At 71.0% G+C, this 19,433-nt stretch carries 19 protein-coding genes; 3 read left to right on the top strand and 16 right to left on the bottom strand.

Annotated elements, in window-relative coordinates; genetic code table 11:
- Nucleotides 1-200: 200 nt before the first annotated feature.
- Entirely contained in the window at nucleotides 201-1,157 is a 957-nt protein-coding gene (gene xerD / locus AC1DV7_RS02020; protein WP_477594063.1) for a site-specific tyrosine recombinase XerD, read from the bottom strand.
- Here xerD and AC1DV7_RS02015 point away from each other — a divergent pair.
- Nucleotides 1,156-1,764 carry a hypothetical protein gene (locus AC1DV7_RS02015; RefSeq protein ID WP_477594061.1) on the top strand — a complete coding sequence of 203 codons (609 nt, stop codon included), beginning with the start codon at nucleotides 1,156-1,158 and terminating at the stop codon, nucleotides 1,762-1,764. The genes xerD and AC1DV7_RS02015 overlap by 2 nt on opposite strands.
- On the opposite strand, the gene AC1DV7_RS02010 is transcribed toward AC1DV7_RS02015, so the two are convergent.
- Genes AC1DV7_RS02010 through AC1DV7_RS02000 form a run of 3 tightly spaced genes read right to left on the bottom strand, consistent with a single transcriptional unit; the run spans nucleotide 1,738 to nucleotide 5,030 of the window.
- On the bottom strand, nucleotides 1,738-2,991 hold the full coding sequence (locus tag AC1DV7_RS02010; RefSeq protein WP_477594060.1) for a 4-alpha-glucanotransferase: 1,254 nt from the start codon (nucleotides 2,989-2,991) through the stop codon (nucleotides 1,738-1,740). The two genes, AC1DV7_RS02015 and AC1DV7_RS02010, sit on opposite strands and share 27 nt — an antisense overlap.
- Nucleotides 2,992-2,997: 6 nt before the next feature.
- Entirely contained in the window at nucleotides 2,998-4,341 is a 1,344-nt protein-coding gene (hisS, locus tag AC1DV7_RS02005; protein WP_477594193.1) for a histidine--tRNA ligase, read from the bottom strand.
- Nucleotides 4,329-5,030: an MBL fold metallo-hydrolase gene (locus AC1DV7_RS02000; protein ID WP_477594058.1), complete on the bottom strand. Its 702-nt coding sequence runs from the start codon at nucleotides 5,028-5,030 to the stop codon at nucleotides 4,329-4,331. The genes hisS and AC1DV7_RS02000 overlap by 13 nt, the downstream gene beginning before the upstream one ends.
- A 66-nt stretch (nucleotides 5,031-5,096) precedes the next feature.
- Here AC1DV7_RS02000 and AC1DV7_RS01995 point away from each other — a divergent pair, with 66 nt between their 5' ends.
- Together AC1DV7_RS01995 and AC1DV7_RS01990 are read left to right on the top strand one after the other, a co-directional pair.
- Nucleotides 5,097-5,921, top strand: coding sequence for a peptidylprolyl isomerase (locus AC1DV7_RS01995; protein ID WP_477594056.1), 825 nt, complete (start codon nucleotides 5,097-5,099; stop codon nucleotides 5,919-5,921).
- A gap of 2 nt (nucleotides 5,922-5,923) precedes the next feature.
- On the top strand, nucleotides 5,924-7,663 hold the full coding sequence (locus tag AC1DV7_RS01990) for a DUF349 domain-containing protein (RefSeq protein WP_477594054.1): 1,740 nt from the start codon (nucleotides 5,924-5,926) through the stop codon (nucleotides 7,661-7,663).
- Between the two features lie 84 nt (nucleotides 7,664-7,747).
- Here AC1DV7_RS01990 and AC1DV7_RS01985 read toward each other — a convergent pair whose 3' ends face one another.
- The 12 genes from AC1DV7_RS01985 to pdxS all read right to left on the bottom strand — a co-directional run bounded on the left by AC1DV7_RS01985 (nucleotide 7,748) and on the right by pdxS (nucleotide 19,377).
- Nucleotides 7,748-10,057 carry a RelA/SpoT family protein gene (locus tag AC1DV7_RS01985; RefSeq protein ID WP_477594052.1) on the bottom strand — a complete coding sequence of 770 codons (2,310 nt, stop codon included), beginning with the start codon at nucleotides 10,055-10,057 and terminating at the stop codon, nucleotides 7,748-7,750.
- A 44-nt stretch (nucleotides 10,058-10,101) separates the two neighbouring features.
- Entirely contained in the window at nucleotides 10,102-10,644 is a 543-nt protein-coding gene (locus AC1DV7_RS01980; protein ID WP_477594050.1) for an adenine phosphoribosyltransferase, read from the bottom strand.
- Nucleotides 10,645-10,677: 33 nt separating this feature from the next.
- Nucleotides 10,678-11,850: a protein translocase subunit SecF gene (gene secF, locus AC1DV7_RS01975; RefSeq protein WP_477594049.1), complete on the bottom strand. Its 1,173-nt coding sequence runs from the start codon at nucleotides 11,848-11,850 to the stop codon at nucleotides 10,678-10,680.
- A complete protein-coding gene (secD, locus tag AC1DV7_RS01970) occupies nucleotides 11,847-13,631 on the bottom strand; it encodes a protein translocase subunit SecD (RefSeq protein ID WP_477594047.1) in 1,785 nt (594 codons plus the stop codon). The genes secF and secD overlap by 4 nt, the downstream gene beginning before the upstream one ends.
- An 11-nt stretch (nucleotides 13,632-13,642) precedes the next feature.
- The gene (yajC, locus tag AC1DV7_RS01965) at nucleotides 13,643-13,945 is read right to left on the bottom strand and encodes a preprotein translocase subunit YajC (protein WP_477594045.1); all 303 of its coding nucleotides are present in this window, start codon (nucleotides 13,943-13,945) and stop codon (nucleotides 13,643-13,645) included.
- Nucleotides 13,946-14,091: 146 nt separating this feature from the next.
- Nucleotides 14,092-15,201: a Holliday junction branch migration DNA helicase RuvB gene (ruvB, locus tag AC1DV7_RS01960; RefSeq protein WP_477594043.1), complete on the bottom strand. Its 1,110-nt coding sequence runs from the start codon at nucleotides 15,199-15,201 to the stop codon at nucleotides 14,092-14,094.
- A complete protein-coding gene (ruvA, locus tag AC1DV7_RS01955; protein WP_477594041.1) occupies nucleotides 15,201-15,809 on the bottom strand; it encodes a Holliday junction branch migration protein RuvA in 609 nt (202 codons plus the stop codon). The genes ruvB and ruvA overlap by 1 nt, the downstream gene beginning before the upstream one ends.
- On the bottom strand, nucleotides 15,806-16,354 hold the full coding sequence (gene ruvC, locus AC1DV7_RS01950) for a crossover junction endodeoxyribonuclease RuvC (protein ID WP_477594039.1): 549 nt from the start codon (nucleotides 16,352-16,354) through the stop codon (nucleotides 15,806-15,808). Before ruvC ends, ruvA begins: the two co-directional genes overlap by 4 nt.
- Nucleotides 16,355-16,487: 133 nt before the next feature.
- The gene (locus tag AC1DV7_RS01945; protein WP_477594038.1) at nucleotides 16,488-17,249 is read right to left on the bottom strand and encodes a YebC/PmpR family DNA-binding transcriptional regulator; all 762 of its coding nucleotides are present in this window, start codon (nucleotides 17,247-17,249) and stop codon (nucleotides 16,488-16,490) included.
- Nucleotides 17,246-17,854, bottom strand: a complete 609-nt coding sequence (pdxT, locus tag AC1DV7_RS01940; RefSeq protein ID WP_477594036.1) for a pyridoxal 5'-phosphate synthase glutaminase subunit PdxT — start codon at nucleotides 17,852-17,854, stop codon at nucleotides 17,246-17,248. Before pdxT ends, AC1DV7_RS01945 begins: the two co-directional genes overlap by 4 nt.
- Nucleotides 17,855-17,864: 10 nt before the next feature.
- Nucleotides 17,865-18,458: a hypothetical protein gene (locus AC1DV7_RS01935; protein WP_477594034.1), complete on the bottom strand. Its 594-nt coding sequence runs from the start codon at nucleotides 18,456-18,458 to the stop codon at nucleotides 17,865-17,867.
- A 4-nt stretch (nucleotides 18,459-18,462) separates the two neighbouring features.
- Complete coding sequence (gene pdxS, locus AC1DV7_RS01930; RefSeq protein WP_477594032.1) at nucleotides 18,463-19,377, bottom strand: pyridoxal 5'-phosphate synthase lyase subunit PdxS; 915 nt, start codon at nucleotides 19,375-19,377, stop codon at nucleotides 18,463-18,465.
- Between the last annotated feature and the right edge of the window lie 56 nt (nucleotides 19,378-19,433).

Here is a 19,433-nt window from a genome sequence, read left to right as displayed (position 1 = left end):
GCTCGGTGGACGCCAGGGGCGACGCCTCGGTGCGGGAGGTCTCGGGCGACGGCTGGATCGGCGTCGTGGTCACCTCAGGGTCCACAGGCGGTTCACTCCCGGTGCAGTTGCGTGTCGTCGGTCAGCCTCGCGCTGATCGTGCAGACCTTATCAGCGCGAGCACGAGTCGCAGGGCGCACCGTGGGCAGCGCCCAGGCGTGTCACCGAGCTCGTGGGTGCGCTTGGGCGTACACCTCGCGCAGGCGCTGCACCGTCACCATGGTGTAGATCTGCGTCGTGGTGACCGAGGCGTGCCCCAGCAGCTCCTGGACGACTCGCACGTCGGCTCCCCCGTCGAGCAGGTGCGTGGCGAACGAGTGCCGCAGGGTGTGCGGCGAGATGTGGCCGGTGAGGCCCGCCCGCTCGGCCGCTGCGCGCAGGACGGCCCAGGCGGACTGCCGGGACAGCCTGCCGCCCCGCTGGTTGAGGAACACCGCTCCCCCGACACCGCCGACGCCCTTGGCCGCCAACGCGGGGCGTCCCCGGACGAGGTAGGCGCTCACGGCCGCGCCGGCATACGACCCGAGCGGGACGAGGCGCTCCTTGCTGCCCTTGCCGAACAGGCGGACCACGCCTTCGTCGGTGTCGATGTCGTCGACGTCGAGACCGGTGGCCTCGGAGATGCGGGCGCCGGCACCGTAGAGGACCTCCAGCAAGGCGCGGTCACGCAGCGAGGCAGGGGTGTCGCCCACACTGGCGGCCTCGAGCAGGCGCTCCACGGCGTCGATGCTGATCGCCTTGGGCAGCCGGGCCGGCGGGCGCGGGGGGCTGACCGCCCCTGCCGGGTCTGAGTCGACCTCGCCCTCGAGGGCGAGGAAGCGGTGGAAACCGCGGACCGCCACCAGGGTGCGCGCCGCCGACGACGCCGCGAGGGGCTGGTGGTCGGCATCCCCCTCGCGCAGCGAGGCCAGGAAGTCGGTGACGTGGGCCTCCGTCACCGCCCGGGGCTCGTCCACCCCCTTGGCCTGGAGGTATGCGGTGTAGCGGGCGAGGTCGCGACGGTAGGACTTCAGCGTGTTGTCGCTGACGCCGCGCTCGACGTCGAGGTGGCCGAGCCAGTCGCGGATGGCGCGCTCGAGCGCGCTGGAGGCTGGCACGGATGGGAGTCTAGGGAGCATGAAGCTCTATGCCGACCTGCCGGGCCGTCGAACGCTGCAGATCCTCTCCGACCTTGGAGTCGTGGCCTGGGCCTGCCTCTGGGCCTGGACTGGGCGCCTCGTCCACGACACGACGATGGAGCTCGCGGCGCCCGGGCGCCAGCTCCAGACGGCGGGGTCGGGCTTTCGCGACCAGATGACCAGCGCGGGCGACTCCGTGCGCAACCTGCCGCTCGTCGGCGACGCGGTCGCCGCTCCGTTCCGGCAGGTGAGCGGCGCCGGCACGACGATCGAGCAGGCCGGCACGGACCTGGTCGACGCCGTGACCAACCTCGCCACCATCCTCGGCTGGGTCACCGCCCTGGTGCCGATCTCGATCGTGACGCTCGTCTGGCTGGTCCTGCGGGGCAGGTTCGTGCGCCGCGCGACGGCCGCCCAGCGCTTCGTCGACGAAGCAGCCGACCTCGACCTGTTCGCCCTGCGGGCCATGGCCAGTCAGCCGATGCGCAAGCTGGCCGCCATCTCGTCGGACCCCACCGGCGCCTGGCGTCGTGGTGACGAGGCGGTCATCAGGTCGCTGGCGCTCCTGGAGCTGCGCGACTCAGGCCTGCACCCGCCCGCGGCCTGACGCCGCGGTGAGGTCGCGCAGCCGGTGGGCGTGCCCGGTCGTCAGGGCACCCTCGGCCAGCTGCCAGGACCAGCCGCCCTCGATGCCGGGGGCGTTCATGCGGGCCTGCGACCCCAGCCCGAGCACGTCCTGGGCCTGCGCCATCGCCAGCGCGCACGGGGTCTGCTGCGCCAGCTCGATCATCGCCCAGCCTGGCTCGTGGTCACCGTCGGCCCACACCCCGCGCTCACGCCACGCCGTGCGCACCAGCTCGCGCCGGTGGTCGGGGAGATCGGCCCACCACCCGGCGACCGTGTCGTTGTCGTGGGTGCCCGTGTAGACCACCTGGTCGGGCTCGAGGTTGGCCAGGTCGTGGGTGTTGTACTCGTAGGCGGGCTCGAACCCGAACTGCAGCACCGCCATCCCGGGGAAGCCGAGCGCCTTGCGCAGGTCGATGACGGGCTGGTCGATGTCACCGAGGTCCTCGGCCAGCACCGGCAACGGACCGAGGGCCGCCATCGCGGCGTCGAAGACCTCACGGCCCGGACCGGGCTCCCAGTGACCGTTCAGGGCGATGTCGTCGCCCGCCGGGATGGCCCAGTAGGCCGCGAACCCGCGGAAGTGGTCGACCCGCACGAGGTCGAACAGCCCGAAGGTCCGACGCAGCCGCTCCGTCCACCACCGGTAGCCGTCGTCGCGCAGCACGTCCCAGCGGTACAGGGGGTTGCCCCAGAGCTGGCCCGTGGCGGCATACGCGTCGGGCGGGCAGCCCGCGACGGCGTCGTCACGGAAGAACTGCGGCCAGGCCCGCTCGTCTGCGGCATCGGGTGCGACGTAGATCGGGACGTCCCCGAGGATCTGGATGCCCCGGTCGTGGGCGTAGGCGCGCAGCGCGGACCACTCACGCTCGAAGCGCACCTGGTCGGCGAGGTCGCCGCCGAACGCAGTCCACGAGTCCACCCAGTACGCCTCGCGGGTTGCGAAGTCGTCGAGCTCGGCCCGGGTCACCACCGCGGACGGGTCCTCGAGCAGGGCCGGCGACGCCGCGAACGCCGACGGCGACTTGTAGGGCGACCGGTGCTTGTCGGGGATCGACACCGGCAGCACCTGCCACACCGACTGCCCCGCCTCGACCAGCCAGTCGACGAAGTCGCGGGCGGGCTGTCCCAGCCGTCCACCGGGCAACGACGTCACGTGCAGCTGCACGCCGCTCGCACGGGCCTGCGTCAGCGTCCGGGTGGCGTCCATGGGGCCTCAGCTCTCTGCGCGAGACACCTGCGGGCGCAGGTCCTCAGCCGGAGGCTCCCACGTCGCGGCGACTGCGTCGACCTGGTCGCCGGAACGGATGTCCTTGACCTGGTCGCCCGACTCCCCAGCACCCGGGAACCAGACGTACGGGATCCCGCGCCGCTCGGCATACCGGATCTGCTTGCCGAACTTCGCGGGCTTGGGGGCGACCTCGCAGGCGATGCCGCGGGCGCGCAGCGCCGTCGCGACGCGGGTCGAGTCGGGGCGGCTGTCCTCGTCGTTGACCGCGACGAGGACCGCGGCGGGCGTGGACCGCGATGCCGTGACCAGTCCCTTGCCGAGCAGCAGCCCGAGGAGCCGGGAGACGCCGATCGAGATGCCGACGCCGGGGTACGTGGTCCTGCCGTCGGACGCCAGCGAGTCATAGCGTCCGCCGGAGCAGAAGGAGCCCCAGGACTCGTAGCCGACCAGCTGGGTCTCGTAGACCGTGCCGGTGTAGTAGTCGAGGCCGCGGGCGATCTTGAGGTCGGCGACCATGGCGCCGGGCGCGTTGGCCATGCCGGTGGAGATCACGGCGGCGAGCGACTCGAGACCCTCGTCGAGGGTGGGGTGTGTGACCCCGAGGGCTCGCACCCGGTCGACGAACGAGGTGTCCTCGGTGCGGATCGCGGCCAGCGCGAGGCACTGGTCGGCCTGCTCGGGCGTCCGGCCCGCCTCGACGAGCTGCTCCCTGACCTTGGCCGTCCCGATCTTGTCTAGCTTGTCGACGATGCGCAGGGTGCCGGCCACGTCCTCGATGCCGAGGCCGCGGTAGTAGCCCTCGGGGATCTTGCGGTTGCTGACCTGGATCACCATGCGGCCGATCGGCAGCTTGCCGAACACCTCCGCGATGACCAGCGGCATCTCGGCCTCGAAGTGCGGTGCCAGCTCACCCACGTCGACGACGTCGATGTCGGCCTGGGTGAACTCGCGGTAGCGGCCCTCCTGGGGGCGCTCGCCGCGCCAGACCTTCTGGATCTGGTGACGGCGGAAGGGGAACGAGAGGTGTCCGGCGTTCTCGAGGACGTAGCGCGCGAACGGCACGGTCAGGTCGAAGTGCAGACCCAGCTCGGCGTCGCGCACGTCGGCCTCGTCGGCCGCCAGCCGGGAGACGCCGTAGATCTCCTTGTCGGCGTCGCCACCCTTGCCCAGCAGCCGCTCGACCGGCTCGACGGCGCGCGTCTCGATCGACGGGAAGCCGTGCAGCTCGAAGGTCTCGCGGATGACGTCGAGGAAGTGCTGCTCGATGATGCGCTGCGCCGGGAGGTACTCGGGGAAGCCGCTGATGGGGGTGACCTTCACGACGCCAATCCTTGCAAATAGGGGTTCGTGGTCCGCTCGCGGTCCATCGTCGTGGCCTGGTAGTGACCGGGGAGCACGAGCGTGGTGTCGGGCAGGGGCAGGACGACGTCGCGCAACGACCGGTTCATCGTCTCGAGGTCCCCGCCGGGAAGGTCGGTGCGGCCGATCGACCCGGCGAACAGCACGTCGCCGCTGACGAGGGTGCGGTCGACGTCGACCTGCTCGCGGATGCCGTCGGGCACGTCGTCGACCATGAACATCACCGATCCCTCGGTGTGCCCCGGGGCGTGCAGCGCCTCGAAGGACAGTCCGGCCAGGTCGAGCCGCGCCCGGTCGGCGATCTCCACGACCGTGCTCGGCTCGGTCCACGTGGCGCGGGTGCCGAACTGCTGCTCGAGCATCCCGAGCAGCCCCGGGTTGACGTTCGCCAGCAGGTCCACGAGCCGATACCGGTCGTCGTGGTGGATGTATGCCGCCGTGTCGGCTCCGCAGACCGGCGTCACCGAGTACACGTGGTCGACGTGGCCGTGGGTGAGCAGGACCGCTGCCGGACGCAGGCGGTGCTGGGCCAGCACCTCGCGCAGTGTCTCCTCGACGCCGACACCGGGGTCGACGATCACGCACTCCTCGCCCGCGGCGGGCGCGAGGACGTAGCAGTTCGTGTCGAAGGCAGCAGCGGGAAAGGCGACGGTCAGCACGGCCCGAAGCCTAACGACCGGTGACCCTCCCGGGGTCGGCGCGGGCCGCTGCCTAGACTGGCGCGCGTGACCAAGGAACAGGAGCGGGCCGCAGCCCGTCGCCGTCAGCAGAAGTTGGACGCCCGAGCCGCGCAGCGTGAGCGTGAGGCCGCCCGCAACCGGCAGGTGGGCTTCGTGGTGGCTGCCGTGCTGCTGGTCGTCGCGGGGTTCGTCTTCCTCGCGTCCCGACTCGGTGACGACGCGACCCCGGCCACCGCCCCCAGTGCGACGGGCTCCACCGCGGCCACCGCCGACCCCACGACGCCGACGCCGGCCGAGGGGTRCACCGCTCCCCCGGCGACGCCGACGGGCATCAAGACCCAGGGCAAGCCCGACAAGGCGACGGCAGCGGGCAAGACGTTCACCGCCGTCGTCACGACCAACTGTGGCGACATCACCCTGACGCTCGACGGCGCCAAGGCCCCGCAGACCGTCGCGTCGTTCGTGGCGCTGGCCAAGGCCGGCTACTTCGCTGCCTCGCCGTGCCACCGCGTCACCACCAGCGGCATCTTCGTGCTCCAGTGCGGTGACCCCCAGGGTGGCACCGGCACCGGTCCCGGCTACTCCTACGGCATCGAGAACGCCCCGAAGGACGGCACGTACCCCAAGGGCACCCTCGCCATGGCCCGCACGAACGACCCGAACAGCAATGCCGACCAGTTCTTCGTCGTCTACAAGGACACGAAGCTCCCGACCGACGGTGGCGGCTACTCCATCTTCGGCACCGTGACCGGCGGTATGGATATTGTCGAGAAGATCGCCGCAGCTGGTGCGGCCGGTGGTGGCGGAGACGGCGCCCCGAACGCACCCATCAGCATCCTCAAGGTTGCTGTGACAGAGAAGAAGGCCTGACCGTGACCGAGCAGACGCCCCCGGCAGACACCGAGACCGACGCAGTCGACCCTGCCACCACCGAAGCTCCAGCAGAGGTGACGCCCGAGGAGACTGCTCCGGAGGCTCCCGAGGCTCCCGAGGAGACTGCTCCCGAGGCTCCCGAGGCTCAGGTGACGCCCGAGGAMAGTGCTCCGGAGGCTCCCGAGGCCGAGGTGACGCCCGAGGTGACTGCTTCGGAGGCCTCTGTTCCCGACGTACCTGCAGAGCCTGCCGGGGCTGAGGTTCCGGCGGAGGCTCCCCCCGAGGCCGAGGTGACGCCCGAAGAGACTGCTCCCGAGGCTCCCGCCGCCGAGGCGCCCGCGGCCGAGGCCCCCGCGGTCGAGGCGCCTGCGGCTGCCGCTCCTGTCCCGCGGCCGGTGCCCAAGCCCGGCCCCGTTCCCACTCCCGCCGCCGTGCGCAAGGTGGCCCACCCGCAGCCGACCCTTGCCCCTGCGGCACCTCCCGGTCCGGCAGCCGAGACGTTCGGCCGGGTCGCCGAGGATGGCACCGTCTTCGTCACCACCGGCGACGGCGAACGCGAGGTCGGGTCCTACCCGGGCGCGACGCCCGACGAGGCGCTGCACTACTTCGCGCGCAAGTACGACGAGCTCTATGCCTCGGCCGACCTGCTGCACCAGCGCGTCACCACGACGGACCTGTCCGCCAAGGACGGCGCCGAGGGTCTGACCAAGCTGCGCGAGCACATCGGCGAGGCCAACGTCGTGGGTGACCTGGCCATGCTGGACGCCAAGGTCGCCGAGATCGAGAGCTCCATCGCCGCCCGCAAGGAGGCCGAGGCCACCGAACGCAGCGCCGCCCGCGCCGCCGCGGCCGCCGCCCGCGAGAAGATCGTCGCCGAGGCCGAGCAGATCGCGGCTCAGCCCGAGAGCAAGATCCAGTGGAAGAGCAGCGGCGCCCGGATGCGTGCCCTGCTCGACGAGTGGAAGCAGCACCAGCGCGATGGTGCCCGGCTCGACCGCGAGACCGAGGGCGCCCTCTGGCAGCGGTTCTCCGCCGCCCGGAACTCCTTCGACAAGGCCCGCCGCGTGCACTTCGCCCAGCTCGAGGGCACGCAGGCCGAGGCGAAGGCCGCCAAGCAGGAGCTGGTCAAGGAGGCCGAGGCCCTTGCCACCAGCACCGACTGGGGCCCGACCGCGGGCGCGTTCAAGCGCCTGATGGACCGCTGGCGCCAGGCCGGCCGCGCGTCCCGATCCGACGACGACGCCCTCTGGGAGCGCTTCAAGGGCGCCCAGGACGCGTTCTTCGCCGCCAAGGACGAGGTCGCCGCCAAGGAGGACGAGGAGTTCCGGGGCAACCTCGCCGTCAAGGAGGCCCTCCTCAAGGAGGCCGAGGCGATCCTCCCGGTCAAGGACCTCGAGTCCGCCAAGGCTGCGCTGCGCACCATCCAGGACAAGTGGGATGCCGCCGGCAAGGTCCCCCGCGGCGACGTGGACCGCATGGAGAAGGGGATGCGCCGCATCGAGCAGGCCGTCCGGGACGCCGACGACAAGCGCTGGCAGCAGTCCAACCCCGAGGTGGCTGCCAGAGCCCAGAGCATGGTCGACCAGCTCGAGGCGTCGGTCGCCGCGCTGCGGGACGACCTCACCAAGGCCGAGGCCAAGGGCAACGAGAAGAAGGCCAAGGAAGCCAAGGCCAAGCTCGAGGCCCAGGAGCAGTGGCTGGCCCAGGCCCGCGGCAACCTCACCGAGTTCGGCGCCTGACGGGCACATCGGGCGAGATCCCCGCAGGCCGGTTCGTGGCTGGGTTCGCCCGTCGGGCCACGCCAGCCACCTCCGAATCAGCCCTCAGGCCTTGGCGGCGGTCGCCTTGGTGCCGGTGATCCGGTAGACGTCGAAGACGCCGTCGATCTTACGGACCGAGTTCATGACGTGGTCGAGGTGGCTCGGGTCGCCCATCTCGAAGGTGAACTTGCTGATCGCCACCCGGTCGCGTGAGGTCTGGACCGACGCCGACAGGATGTTGACATGCTGGTCGGACAGCACCCGGGTGACGTCCGAGAGCAGCCGGTTGCGGTCGAGCGCCTCGACCTGCAGCTGCACGAGGAACACCGATGCAGCCGAGGGCGCCCACTCGACCTCGATCATCCGATCTGGTTGCGAGAGCAGGGATTCCGCGTTCGTGCAGTCGGTGCGGTGCACCGAGACGCCGTTGCCCCTGGTGATGAAGCCCATGATCGGGTCACCGGGGACCGGCGTGCAGCAGCGGGCAAGCTTGACCCACACGTCGGCGGTTCCGACGACGACCACGCCCGGGTCCCCCGAACGACGCCGCATCGAGCGGGTCGGTGTGGTGGCCTCGGCGAGGTCCTCGGACGCTCCCTCCTCACCACCGAGCGACGCGACGAGGCGGCCCACGACGTGCTGCGCGGACACGTGGCCCTCGCCCACCGCGGCATACAGGGCGTCGATGTCCTGGTAGCGCAGCTCGGAGGCGAGCCCCGTCAGGGTCTCGACGGTGAGCAACCGCTGCAGCGGCAGGCCCTCCTTGCGCATCGCCTTGGCGATCGCGTCCTTGCCGGACTCGATCATCTCCTCGCGGCGTTCCTTGGTGAACCACTGCTTGATCTTGTTGCGGGCCCGCGGGGACTTCACGAACGTCAACCAGTCACGCGAGGGACCGGCACCGTCGGCCTTGGAGGTCAGCACCTCGACGACGTCGCCGTTCTCGAGCACGGACTCCAGGGGCACGAGGCGCCCGTTGACGCGTCCGCCGATGCAGTGGTGGCCGACCTCGGTGTGCACGGCGTAGGCGAAGTCCACCGGGGTGGAGCCGGCGGGCAGCGCCACGACCTCGCCCTTGGGGGTGAACACGTAGACCTCGCGCGCGTTGATCTCGAAGCGCAGCGAGTCGAGGAACTCCCCCGGGTCGGCGGTTTCCTTCTGCCAGTCGAGCAGCTGACGCAGCCACGCCATGTCGTTGATGGGGCCGGTCTCGCCCTCCTTGGCGCCCGCCGCGGGAGCCGTCGCGTCCTCCTTGTACTTCCAGTGGGCGGCGACGCCGTACTCGGCGCGACGGTGCATGGTGTGGGTGCGGATCTGGATCTCGACGGCCTTGCCCTCGGGCCCGATCACGGTGGTGTGCAAGGACTGGTACATGTTGAACTTCGGCATCGCGATGTAGTCCTTGAACCGCCCGGGCAGGGGGTTCCACCGCGCGTGCAGCGCCCCGAGCGCGGCATAGCAGTCGCGCACGGAGTCGACCAGGACCCGCACCGCGACGAGGTCGTAGATGTCCTCGAAGTCGCGACCGCGGACGATCATCTTCTGGTAGACGGAGTAGTAGTGCTTGGGCCGGCCCGTCACCGTGGCCTTGATCTTGGCACCCTTGAGGTCCTCGCTGACCTGCTCGCGCACGCCCGACAGGAACTCCTCGCGGGCCGGGGCCCGCTCGGCCACGAGCCGCACGATCTCGTCGTAGACCTTGGGGTAGAGCGTCGCGAACGAGAGGTCCTCGAGCTCCCACTTGATGGTGTTCATGCCGAGCCGGTGGGCCAGCGGCGCATAGATCTCGAGCGTCTCGCGCGCCTTGCGCTGCGCGGACTCCACCGAGACGTAGCGCCAGGTGCGGGCGTTGTGGAGCCGGTCGGCGAGCTTGATCACGAGGACCCGGATGTCGCGAGCCATCGCCACGACCATCTTGCGGACGGTCTCGGCCTGGGCCGCGTCGCCGTACGTCACCTTGTCGAGCTTGGTGACGCCGTCGACGAGCATCGCGACCTCGCGGCCGAAGTCCTTCTCGAGCTGGTCGAGGCTGTATGCCGTGTCCTCGACCGTGTCGTGCAGCAGCGCCGCCGCGAGCGTGGCCGGGGTCATGCCCAGCTCGGCCAGGATCGTGGTGACGGCCAGCGGGTGGGTGATGTACGCGTCGCCCGACCGGCGGGTCTGGCCGCGGTGGGCCTCCTCGGCGACGACGTAGGCGCGCTCGATGACGGTGAGGTCGGCCTTGGGGTGGGTGGCGCGCACGGTCAGGAGCAGCGGCTCGAGGACCGGGTTGGTCGGGCCGCCGCGGCTGCCGAACCGGGCGAGCCGGGCACGCACCCGGCTCGCGGAGGACGCGCCGGTGGGCACCGGCCCGGTGACGACGTCCTCACTCATGGCAAGAGCCTACGTGATCGCAGGGGGGCTCCGACGGCCATGTCTCAGTCCCCGCTGACCACCACGGTGGTGTGCACGTCGCGTCCCGCCAGCAGCTCCCTGCCGTGCAGGAACTGGAGCTCCACCAACGCCTCGAAGCCGACCACCTGGGCGCCGGCGGCCTCGAGGAGCTGCCAGGCGGCGGCCGCAGTGCCCCCGGTGGCGAGCACGTCGTCGACCAGCAGCACCCGCTCGCCGCCGACGAACGAGTCCTCGTGGATCTCGATGGAGGCGCTGCCGTACTCGAGGTCGTAGGACACCGAGCGGGTGCGGCCTGGGAGCTTGCCGGCCTTGCGCACCGGCACGAACCCGATGCCGAGCTCGTGCGCGACCGCGGCGCCGAAGATGAACCCCCGCGCCTCGATGCCCACGACGAGGTCGATGCCGCGTCGGCGCTCGGCGATGTCGCGCACGACCGCCCCGAAGGCCGCGCCKTCGGCGAGCAGCGGTGTGATGTCCTTGAAGACGACGCCGGGCTTGGGGAAGTCCGGGATGTCCCGCAGGCGGCTCGAGATCAAGTCGGCGAGCGACGTCTCGGCTGTGGTCATCGACTGCTCCTCAGGACGCGGCGGACTCGGGACTCAGCGACGGGACTTCGGGGGTCGCTTGGGCTGGTTGCGCGGACCGGACGAGGCGTACTTGTGCGTCTCGCGGGTGGGACGGGCCCCACCTGCTGACGTGCCGGCCGTCGCGAGCCCGCGCTCGGAGTCGGCGTCCTCTGCCTCGGGCTCGTGCGGGACCGGGGCTGCGTCGGACGACGAGACCCTGCCGCCGTGGCGCTGCTGGTAGCGCGTGGCCTTCTTGTCGAGGTCGACCACCTGCGGCTCGCGGCTGCGCAGGTGCACCAGCAGCGGGGTCGCGATGAAGATCGACGAGTAGGCGCCGACCGCGATACCGACGAACAGCGCCAGCGACAGGTCGAGCAGCGTGCCGGGGCCGAGGAAGATGAAGCCGATGACCATGAGCGAGGCGATCGGCAGCAGTGCCACGACCGTCGTGTTGATCGAGCGCACGAGCGTCTGGTTGACCGCCAGGTTGGCCGCCTGCGCGTAGGTCATCCGGCCGTTGCCCAGCGCCTCGGTGGTGTTCTCGCGGACCTTGTCGAAGACGACGACGGTGTCGTAGAGCGAGTAGCCGAGGATGGTGAGGAAGCCGATCATCGTCGCCGGGGAGACCTCGAAGCCGGCCAGGGCATAGATCCCCACGGTGATGAACAGGTCGTGCAGCAGCGCCGCGAGACCCGCGACGGCCATCTTCCAGGTCCGGAAGTAGACGGCCATGACGATCGCGACCAGCAGGAGGAAGACCGCAAGGGCCTGGAGGGCCTTCTTGCTCACCGTCGCACCCCAGGAGGGGCCGACGAACGAGGCCGAGACGTTGGAGACGTCGGTCTTGAACTCCTTGGCGAGAGCCGCCTGCACGTCACGGATCTCGGAGTCGTTGAGCTTCTCGGTCTGGACCCGGATGGTGCCGGTGCCCACCTTGGTGATCTCGGCGGCGCCGGCCGACTCGACCGTGCCCACGGCGTCACGCGCACGCGACTCGTAGTCGCTGGAGGCCTGGACCTTCGAGACCCGGAACTCCGAGCCACCGCTGAACTCGAGGCTGAGGTTGAGCCCCTGCCAGATGAGGCCGATGGCTGCGATGAGGATGAACACGCCCGAGAGGGCGTACCAGCGACGCTGGCGACCGACGAAGTCGACCGACCTCTTGCCGGTGTAGAGGTCGTTGCCCAGTGCGGCGAAGTTGATCACAGCACGCTCCCATCGTTGGACGCGGCGGCAGGCGCGGGCATCGCGATCCTCCCGCGACCGGCATACCGGGGCTTGTGGGCCTTGGCGCCGAGGCGCTCCGGGTCGAGGCCGGACCAGCGGTGACCACCGCCGAAGAACTTCGTGCCGGCGAGCAGGGCCACCACCGGGTGGGTGAACATGACGACGATGAGCAGGTCGATCAGGGTCGTGAGGCCGAGCGTGAAGGCGAACCCGCGGACGTTGGAGGACGCCAGCAGGTAGAGCACGAAGGCCGCGAGGAAGTTCACGCCGTCAGCTGCCAGGATCGTGCGCCGGGCGCGCTTCCAGCCGGTGTCGACCGCCGCACGCAGCGGTCGGCCCTCGCGGACCTCGTCGCGGATTCGTTCGAAGTACACGATGAAGGAGTCGGCGGTGACACCGATGGCCACGATCAGACCGGTCACGCCCGCCATGTCGAGCCGGAAGTTGTGCGACCAGCCGAGCACCGTGATCGTGAGGTACGTCAGCAGGGCGGCGATGAGGATCGAGGCCACCGTGACGAACCCCAGCGCGCGGTACTGCAGCAGCGAGTAGAGGAAGACCAGGGCGAAGCCGATGAGTCCGGCGACCAGGCCCATCCGGAGCTGCTCGCCACCGAGGGTCGGGCTGATCTGGTCGCGCGTCTGCAGCGTGAACGACAGCGGGAGGGCGCCGAACTTCAGCTGGTTGGCGAGGTCGCGGGCCGAGTTGATCGTGAACTGGCCGGTGATGCTCGCCTGGCCGTTGAGGATGGCTGCCTGCGCGGTGGGCGCCGTGAGGACGGCGGAGTCGAGGGTGACCGCGAACCGGTTGCGGGGGTCCTCGAGGTTGACCAGGCGCTTGGTGACGGTGCCGAAGGCCTTGGTGCCGCTGTCGTTGAAGGACAGGCGGATCTCGACCTGGCTCGACGGCTGGCCGTTCTGCAGGGGCACGTAGCCCGCGACGGCGTCCTTGATCTCGTCGCCACGCACCTCGACCGGGCCGAGGATGTACTTCTCGGCGCCGGTGTCGCTGCAGGTCACGAGCGGCTTGGCCGGGTCGTCGACGATCCCGTCGAGCACACCGTCCTTGGAGCAGTCGAGCGCCTGGAACTGCGCGGCCAGCTCGTCGGTGACCCACGCGAGGTCGCTGCCGTCCTTGGGCTTGGCGCCGCTGCCCGTGGAGGTGCCGCTGGGGGTCGACGTCGTCGGGCTGGGCGTCGGGGTCGTCGAGCTCTTGACGAAGGCTCCGGGCAGGGCCGACTTGGCGGTGGTCGCGGCGCCGGTGGCCGTGGCGGTTGCCGAGCCGGTGGCCGTGGCACTGGCCGACCCGGTCGGGGTCGCGGTGCCGGTGGCCGTGCCGCTCGTCGTGGGGGCGGGCTGGTTGACGCCCGGAGCAGCGGCCAGCACGGGGCGGAAGCGCATCTGCGAGGAGCGGCGGATGGCGTCCTCGGTGGCCTTGTCGGGCGTGCCCGGCATGCTCACGACGATGTTGGTGCCGTTGCGCGTGGTCACCTCGGCACCGGCGACGCCGTTGGCGTCGACGCGCTGCACGATGATGTCGCGGGCCTGGTTGAGCTGCTCGGTCGAGACCGAGGCGTTCCCCACGAGGACCGGCTCCAGGATCATCTGGGTGCCGCCCTCGAGGTCGAGGCCGAGCTTGGGCTCGTAGGAGCCGGTCCCCCAGGTCACGGCCGCGAACAGCAGCCCGGCGAGGGCCAGGGTCATCGCGGTCAGGGCCGCGAGGACCCGCAGCGGTTTGCGGTGGTACGGGTTGATTGCCACGTGCGGGACCTCTACTCGGTGCTGCTGGGGACGTCGGACACGGCCGTCGGGGCCGTCTTGGTGCCGATCGCCCGCCGGTCGAAGCGGACAGTGACCCCGGGAGCGATCTCCAGGGTGACGACGGAGTCGTCGATGGACGTGATGGTGCCGAACAGGCCGGAGGTCGTGCAGACCTCGTCACCCACGGACAGGGCCGCCTGCAGGGAGTGGACCTCGCGCTGCCTGCGGCGCTGGCTGAAGACCATGAAGATGATCAGCGCCACGGGCAGCAGGAAGATGAGCAGGCTGGCGATGGGCGAGCCGCCACTTGACATGGAGAAGTCCTTCACGGCGAGGTGGGTGGGTTGCGCTCCGGTCTGCGCGACCGCCTGAGTGTAGGTGACTCCCGGCACACCGACCAACGTGCCCCACCGTCCCCGCGTTCCGATTTGGTGTCGATCCCCACTGCGCCGTATGTGGGTCAGTCGCCGAAGCGGCCCGTCTCACCATCGAGCGGGAGCGGGGCCTGGAGGTCCACACCGTGCGGCGGGGTGAGGCCCAGGTGCGCCCAGGCCATGGCGGTCGCGACGCGTCCGCGGGGTGTGCGGGCGATCAGGCCCTCGCGCACGAGGAACGGCTCGGCCACGGTCTCGACGGTGTCTGCCTCCTCGCCGACGGCGACGGCGAGCGTGGACAGACCCACCGGTCCCCCGGCGAAGCGACGGCACAGGGCGTCGAGCACGGCCCGGTCGAGCCGGTCGAGGCCACGGTCGTCGACGTCGAACAGCGCCAGGGCCGCGTGGGCGGCCTCCTCGTCGACGACGTGGCGGCCGTGCACCTGGGCCCAGTCGCGCACCCGGCGCAGCAGCCGGTTGGCGATGCGAGGTGTGCCGCGCGAGCGGCTGGCGATCTCGGCGATGCCGTCGGCGTCAGCCTCGACCCCCAGCAGCCGGGCCGAACGCTCCAGGATCGAGACGAGGTCCTCGGTGGCATAGAAGTCGAGGTGCCCCGTGAACCCGAACCGGTCGCGCAGCGGAGCCGGCAGCAGGCCCGCCCGCGTCGTGGCGCCCACCACCGTGAACGGTGGCAGCTCGAGCGGGATGGCCGTGGCGCCCGGGCCCTTGCCGACGATGACGTCGACGCGGAAGTCCTCCATGGCGAGGTAGAGCATCTCCTCGGCCGACCGTGACATCCGGTGGATCTCGTCGAGGAACAGCACCTCACCCTCCATGAGGGAGGACAGCACCGCGGCCAGGTCGCCGGCGTGCTGGATCGCCGGACCACTGGTGATGCGGATCGGACGTTCCAGCTCGGCGGCGACGATCATGGCCAGCGTCGTCTTGCCGAGACCGGGCGGTCCCGAGAACAGCACGTGGTCAGGCGGCGTGCCGCGGCGCTTGGCCGCCTCGAGGACGAGGGAGAGCTGGTCGCGGACCCGCTGCTGGCCGGACAGCTCGGACAACCGCCGGGGGCGCAGGGCCGCCTCGACCGTGCGGTCGTCGGTGTCGCTGCCCGCGTCGACGATGCGCGCGGTCGCGTCCAGCGAGCTGTCCTCGTAGATCTCGTTGGAGAAGCCGTCGGTCCCCGCCATCAGCGCGGACCCAGCTCACGGAGGGCGGCCCGGAGCAGGTCCGAGACGGCGGCATCGGGCGCGGCGGTCTCTGCCACCCGCGCGACGGCGTCCTCGGCCTGCTTGACCGACCAGCCGAGCCCCACCAGTGCCTCGGCCACCTGCTCACGCCAGGGCGCACCCCGCGACCCGGCGCTCGAGGTCATGGAGGTCCCGGCAGTGCCGGGGATGGCGCCGATCTTGTCCCGCAGCTCGAGGACCATCCGCTCGGCGCCCTTCTTGCCGATGCCGGGCACTGTCGTCAGGGCTGCGATGTCGCCCCCGCTGATCGCGGCACGCAGGCGGTCCGGGGCCAGGACCGACAGCATCGCCAGGGCCAGCCTGGGTCCGACGCCGGAGACGGTCTGCACCTGCTCGAAGATGTCGCGCTCGTCATCGGAGCCGAAGCCGAAGAGGGTCAGGGAGTCCTCGCGCACGACCAGCGTCGTCGAGAGCGACGCCTCCTGGCCGTGGTGCAGGGCGGACGCGGTGGCGGGGGTGGTGTGCAAGAGCATGCCGACTCCCCCGACCTCGACGACGACCCGGTCGAGCCCGATGCTGCGGACCGGTCCGCGGACCGAGGCGATCACGGTGCCACCCCGGCCCGGTGGGCGGCCAGGCGGGCGCGCTCGCTCGCAGCCGCGACGGCCAGTCGAGAGGTGCYGCCCCCCTGCCAGAGGTCGCAGATCGCCAGCGCCAGGGCATCGGCGGCGTCGGCGGGCTTCGGGGCGGTCTGCATCCGCAGGATCCGCTGCACCATCGCCGTGACCTGGGCCTTCTCGGCCCGGCCGGAGCCCGTGACCGCCGCCTTGACCGAGGTGGGCGTGTGGAGGGTCACGGGCAGCCCGCGGCGGGCCGCCGCGAGCATCGGCACGGCCGAGGCCTGCATGGTGGTCATGACGCTCGCGACGTTGACGTCGGCGAAGACCTGCTCGACCGCGATGGCGTCGGGCTCGAACCGGTCGAGCCAGGTGTCGAGCTCGTCCTGGAGGTAGAGCAGCCGCTGCGCCGTCGGGTGGTCGGCCGGGGTGCGCACGACACCCACGGCCACGAGCCGAACGCTGCGACCGGTGCCGCCCTCGACGACACCGATGCCACAGCGGGTCAGGCCGGGGTCCACCCCGAGTACGCGCACGCCGCAGGTCCTCTCGAGCCGATCAGGTCATCCGAACAGGTGTTCGGGAAGAACGCTACACAGGACCCGGCCCCGGTCTGCGGAGCAACACGCGGAACCGGGACCCTCGTCGAGCCTGGCGGACCGAGCAGTCCTACTCGTCGTCGTCCTCGAGCTCGGCCAGCACGTCGTCACTGATGTCACCGTTGGCGAACACGTCCTGCACGTCGTCGGAGTCCTCGAGGGCCTCGATCACGCGGATCATCTTGCGGGCGCCGTCGGCGTCGAGCGGGACCTGGAGGTTCGGCACCCACGACGCCTCGGCGGAGTCGTAGTCGATCCCGGCGTCCTGCAGGGCCTTGCGCACGGCGACGAAGTCGGTCGCCTCGGAGATGACCTCGTAGGTGTCGCCGTTGTCGTTGACCTCCTCGGCCCCGGCCTCGAGCACGACCTCGAGGACGTCGTCCTCGGAGCGGTCGCCCTTGGGGACGATGACGACCCCCTTGCGGTTGAACACGTAAGCCACCGAGCCCGGGTCGGCGAGCTGGCCGCCGTTGCGGGTCAGGGCGGTGCGCACCTCGGCCGCGGCGCGGTTGCGGTTGTCGGTGAGGCACTCGATGAGGACCGCGACACCGCCGGGGGCGTAGCCCTCGTACGTGATGGTCTCCCAGTCGGCGCCGCCGGCCGTCGCACCGGACCCGCGCTTGACCGCGTTGTCGATGTTGTTGTTGGGGACCGACGACTTCTTGGCCTTCTGGATGGCGTCGTAGAGCGTGGGGTTGCCGGTCGGGTCGCCGCCACCCTGGCGGGCCGCGACCTCGATGTTCTTGATCAGCTTGGCGAAGAGCTTGCCGCGCTTGGCGTCGATGGCCGCCTTCTTGTGCTTCGTGGTTGCCCACTTACTGTGGCCGCTCATGCCTTGCCTCTCACGATCTCGACGAACAACTGGTGGAACCGGTGGTCGCCGGTCACTTCGGGGTGGAAGGAGGTGGCCATCAACGGCCCCTGGCGAACGGCGACGATCCTACCTGCGGCCGGGCCGTCCTCGACGCGGGCCATGACCTCCACGCCCTCGCCCACCTCCTCGACCCAGGGGGCACGGATGAACACGGCGCGCATGGGCGCTCCCCCGATGGCGCGGATGTGCAGGTCCTCCTCGAAGGAGTCGACCTGACGGCCGAACGCATTGCGTCGCACCGTGATGTCGAGCCCGCCCAGGGTCTCCTGGTCGGGCCGGGCGTCGGCGATGCGGTCGGCGAGCATGATCATGCCAGCGCAGGAGCCGTAGGCCGGCATCCCGGCTGCCAGCCGGGCGCGCAGCGGGTCGCGCAGCTCGAAGGCCCGGACCAGCTTGTCCATCGTCGTGGACTCACCACCCGGGACGATCAGCGCGTCGACGGCGTCGAGCTCGGACGTGCGGCGCACGGTGGTGCCGCGGGCGCCCGCCTGCTCCACGGCATACAGGTGCTCGCGCACGTCTCCCTGGACGGCGAGGACACCGATGGTCGGCTGGGCGGTCACCCCGCAGATGCTACGGCTGGCCTCGGGGGCGGACCGGGCCGCCCCCGACGACCACGGCACCGGACTGGGCCAGGAGCCAGAGGAACTCGTCAGCATGGCGCCGCTCACGCAGGTCCTTGACCTGGTTGCCCACGAAGACGTCGATGTGCTCGTGGCTTACCGACAGCTGGACGCGCCCGGTGGCGGGTGACTCCAGCCAGACCTCGGCGGTCGAGAGCAGGCTGTTCTTGCCCGCCCGCACCTGCGCCGCAGGAACCAGCCAGGACGGATCGGGGGCGCCGCCGCGGTGGAAGCCGAGCCAGCCGTTCTCGATCCGGATCGTGCCCCGCTCGCCGGACAGCGGCAGCGACCCGTCGGGGAGGACCTGCGCGTTCCACTGCCCGACGGGGAGCGGGGGCATCCCCGAGGCGGCGACCACCGAGGGCCCATGGCCCGCTGCGGCCACCGGCTGCCACGGCTGCGACGGCACCCGCGGCCGGCGGCTGCGGACGACGACGAAGACGACCACCCCGACCAGCAGCAGCATCGGGAAGAGTCCCGCGAGCAGCTCGCCGGGGTGGGGCAGCAGGGCGACGCCGTCCCCCGCACCCTGCGCCCCCCTCAACGGACTACCAGCCGCGCTCGGACAGGCGGTGCGGCTCGGGGATCTCGTCGACGTTGATGCCCACCATCGCCTCACCGAGACCGCGGGAGACCTTGGCGATCACGTCGGGGTCGTCGAAGAACGTGGTGGCCTTGACGATCGCCTCGGCACGCTGGGCCGGGTTGCCGGACTTGAAGATGCCCGAACCCACGAAGACACCCTCGGCACCGAGCTGCATCATCATCGCGGCGTCCGCGGGGGTCGCGATGCCACCGGCGGTGAACAGCACGACGGGCAGCTTGCCGGCCTGGGCGACCTCCTTGACGAGCTCGAACGGCGCCTGCAGCTCCTTGGCGGCAACGTAGAGCTCGTCCTCGGGCAGGCCCTGGAGCCTGCGGATCTGCTGGCGGATCTGGCGCATGTGGGTGGTGGCGTTGGAGACGTCGCCGGTGCCGGCCTCGCCCTTGGAGCGGATCATCGCCGCGCCCTCGGTGATGCGGCGCAGGGCCTCGCCGAGGTTGGTCGCACCACAGACGAAGGGGACGGTGAAGTTCCACTTGTCGATGTGGTTGGCGTAGTCGGCCGGGGTGAGCACCTCGGACTCGTCGATGTAGTCGACGCCGAGTGACTGCAGCACCTGGGCCTCCACGAAGTGGCCGATGCGGGCCTTGGCCATCACGGGGATGGAGACGGCCTCGATGATGCCGTCGATCATGTCGGGGTCGGACATGCGCGACACGCCACCCTGGGCCCGGATGTCGGCGGGGACCCGCTCGAGGGCCATCACGGCGACGGCGCCGGCGTCCTCGGCGATCTTGGCCTGCTCGGCGTTGACGACGTCCATGATGACGCCGCCCTTGAGCATCTCGGCCATGCCGCGCTTGACGCGGGAGGTGCCGGTGGTCGGCTGGCTGGCGTTGGTGGTGGTGTCCGCGGACATGGGGTGGCTCCAAGGGATGTGCAGGGCGCAGCGCAGGGATCGCGCTTCACGGCCCA

This window comes from Pedococcus sp. P2_E4 (assembly GCF_056403935.1).
This window is presented reverse-complemented; position numbering and strand designations above follow the sequence as displayed.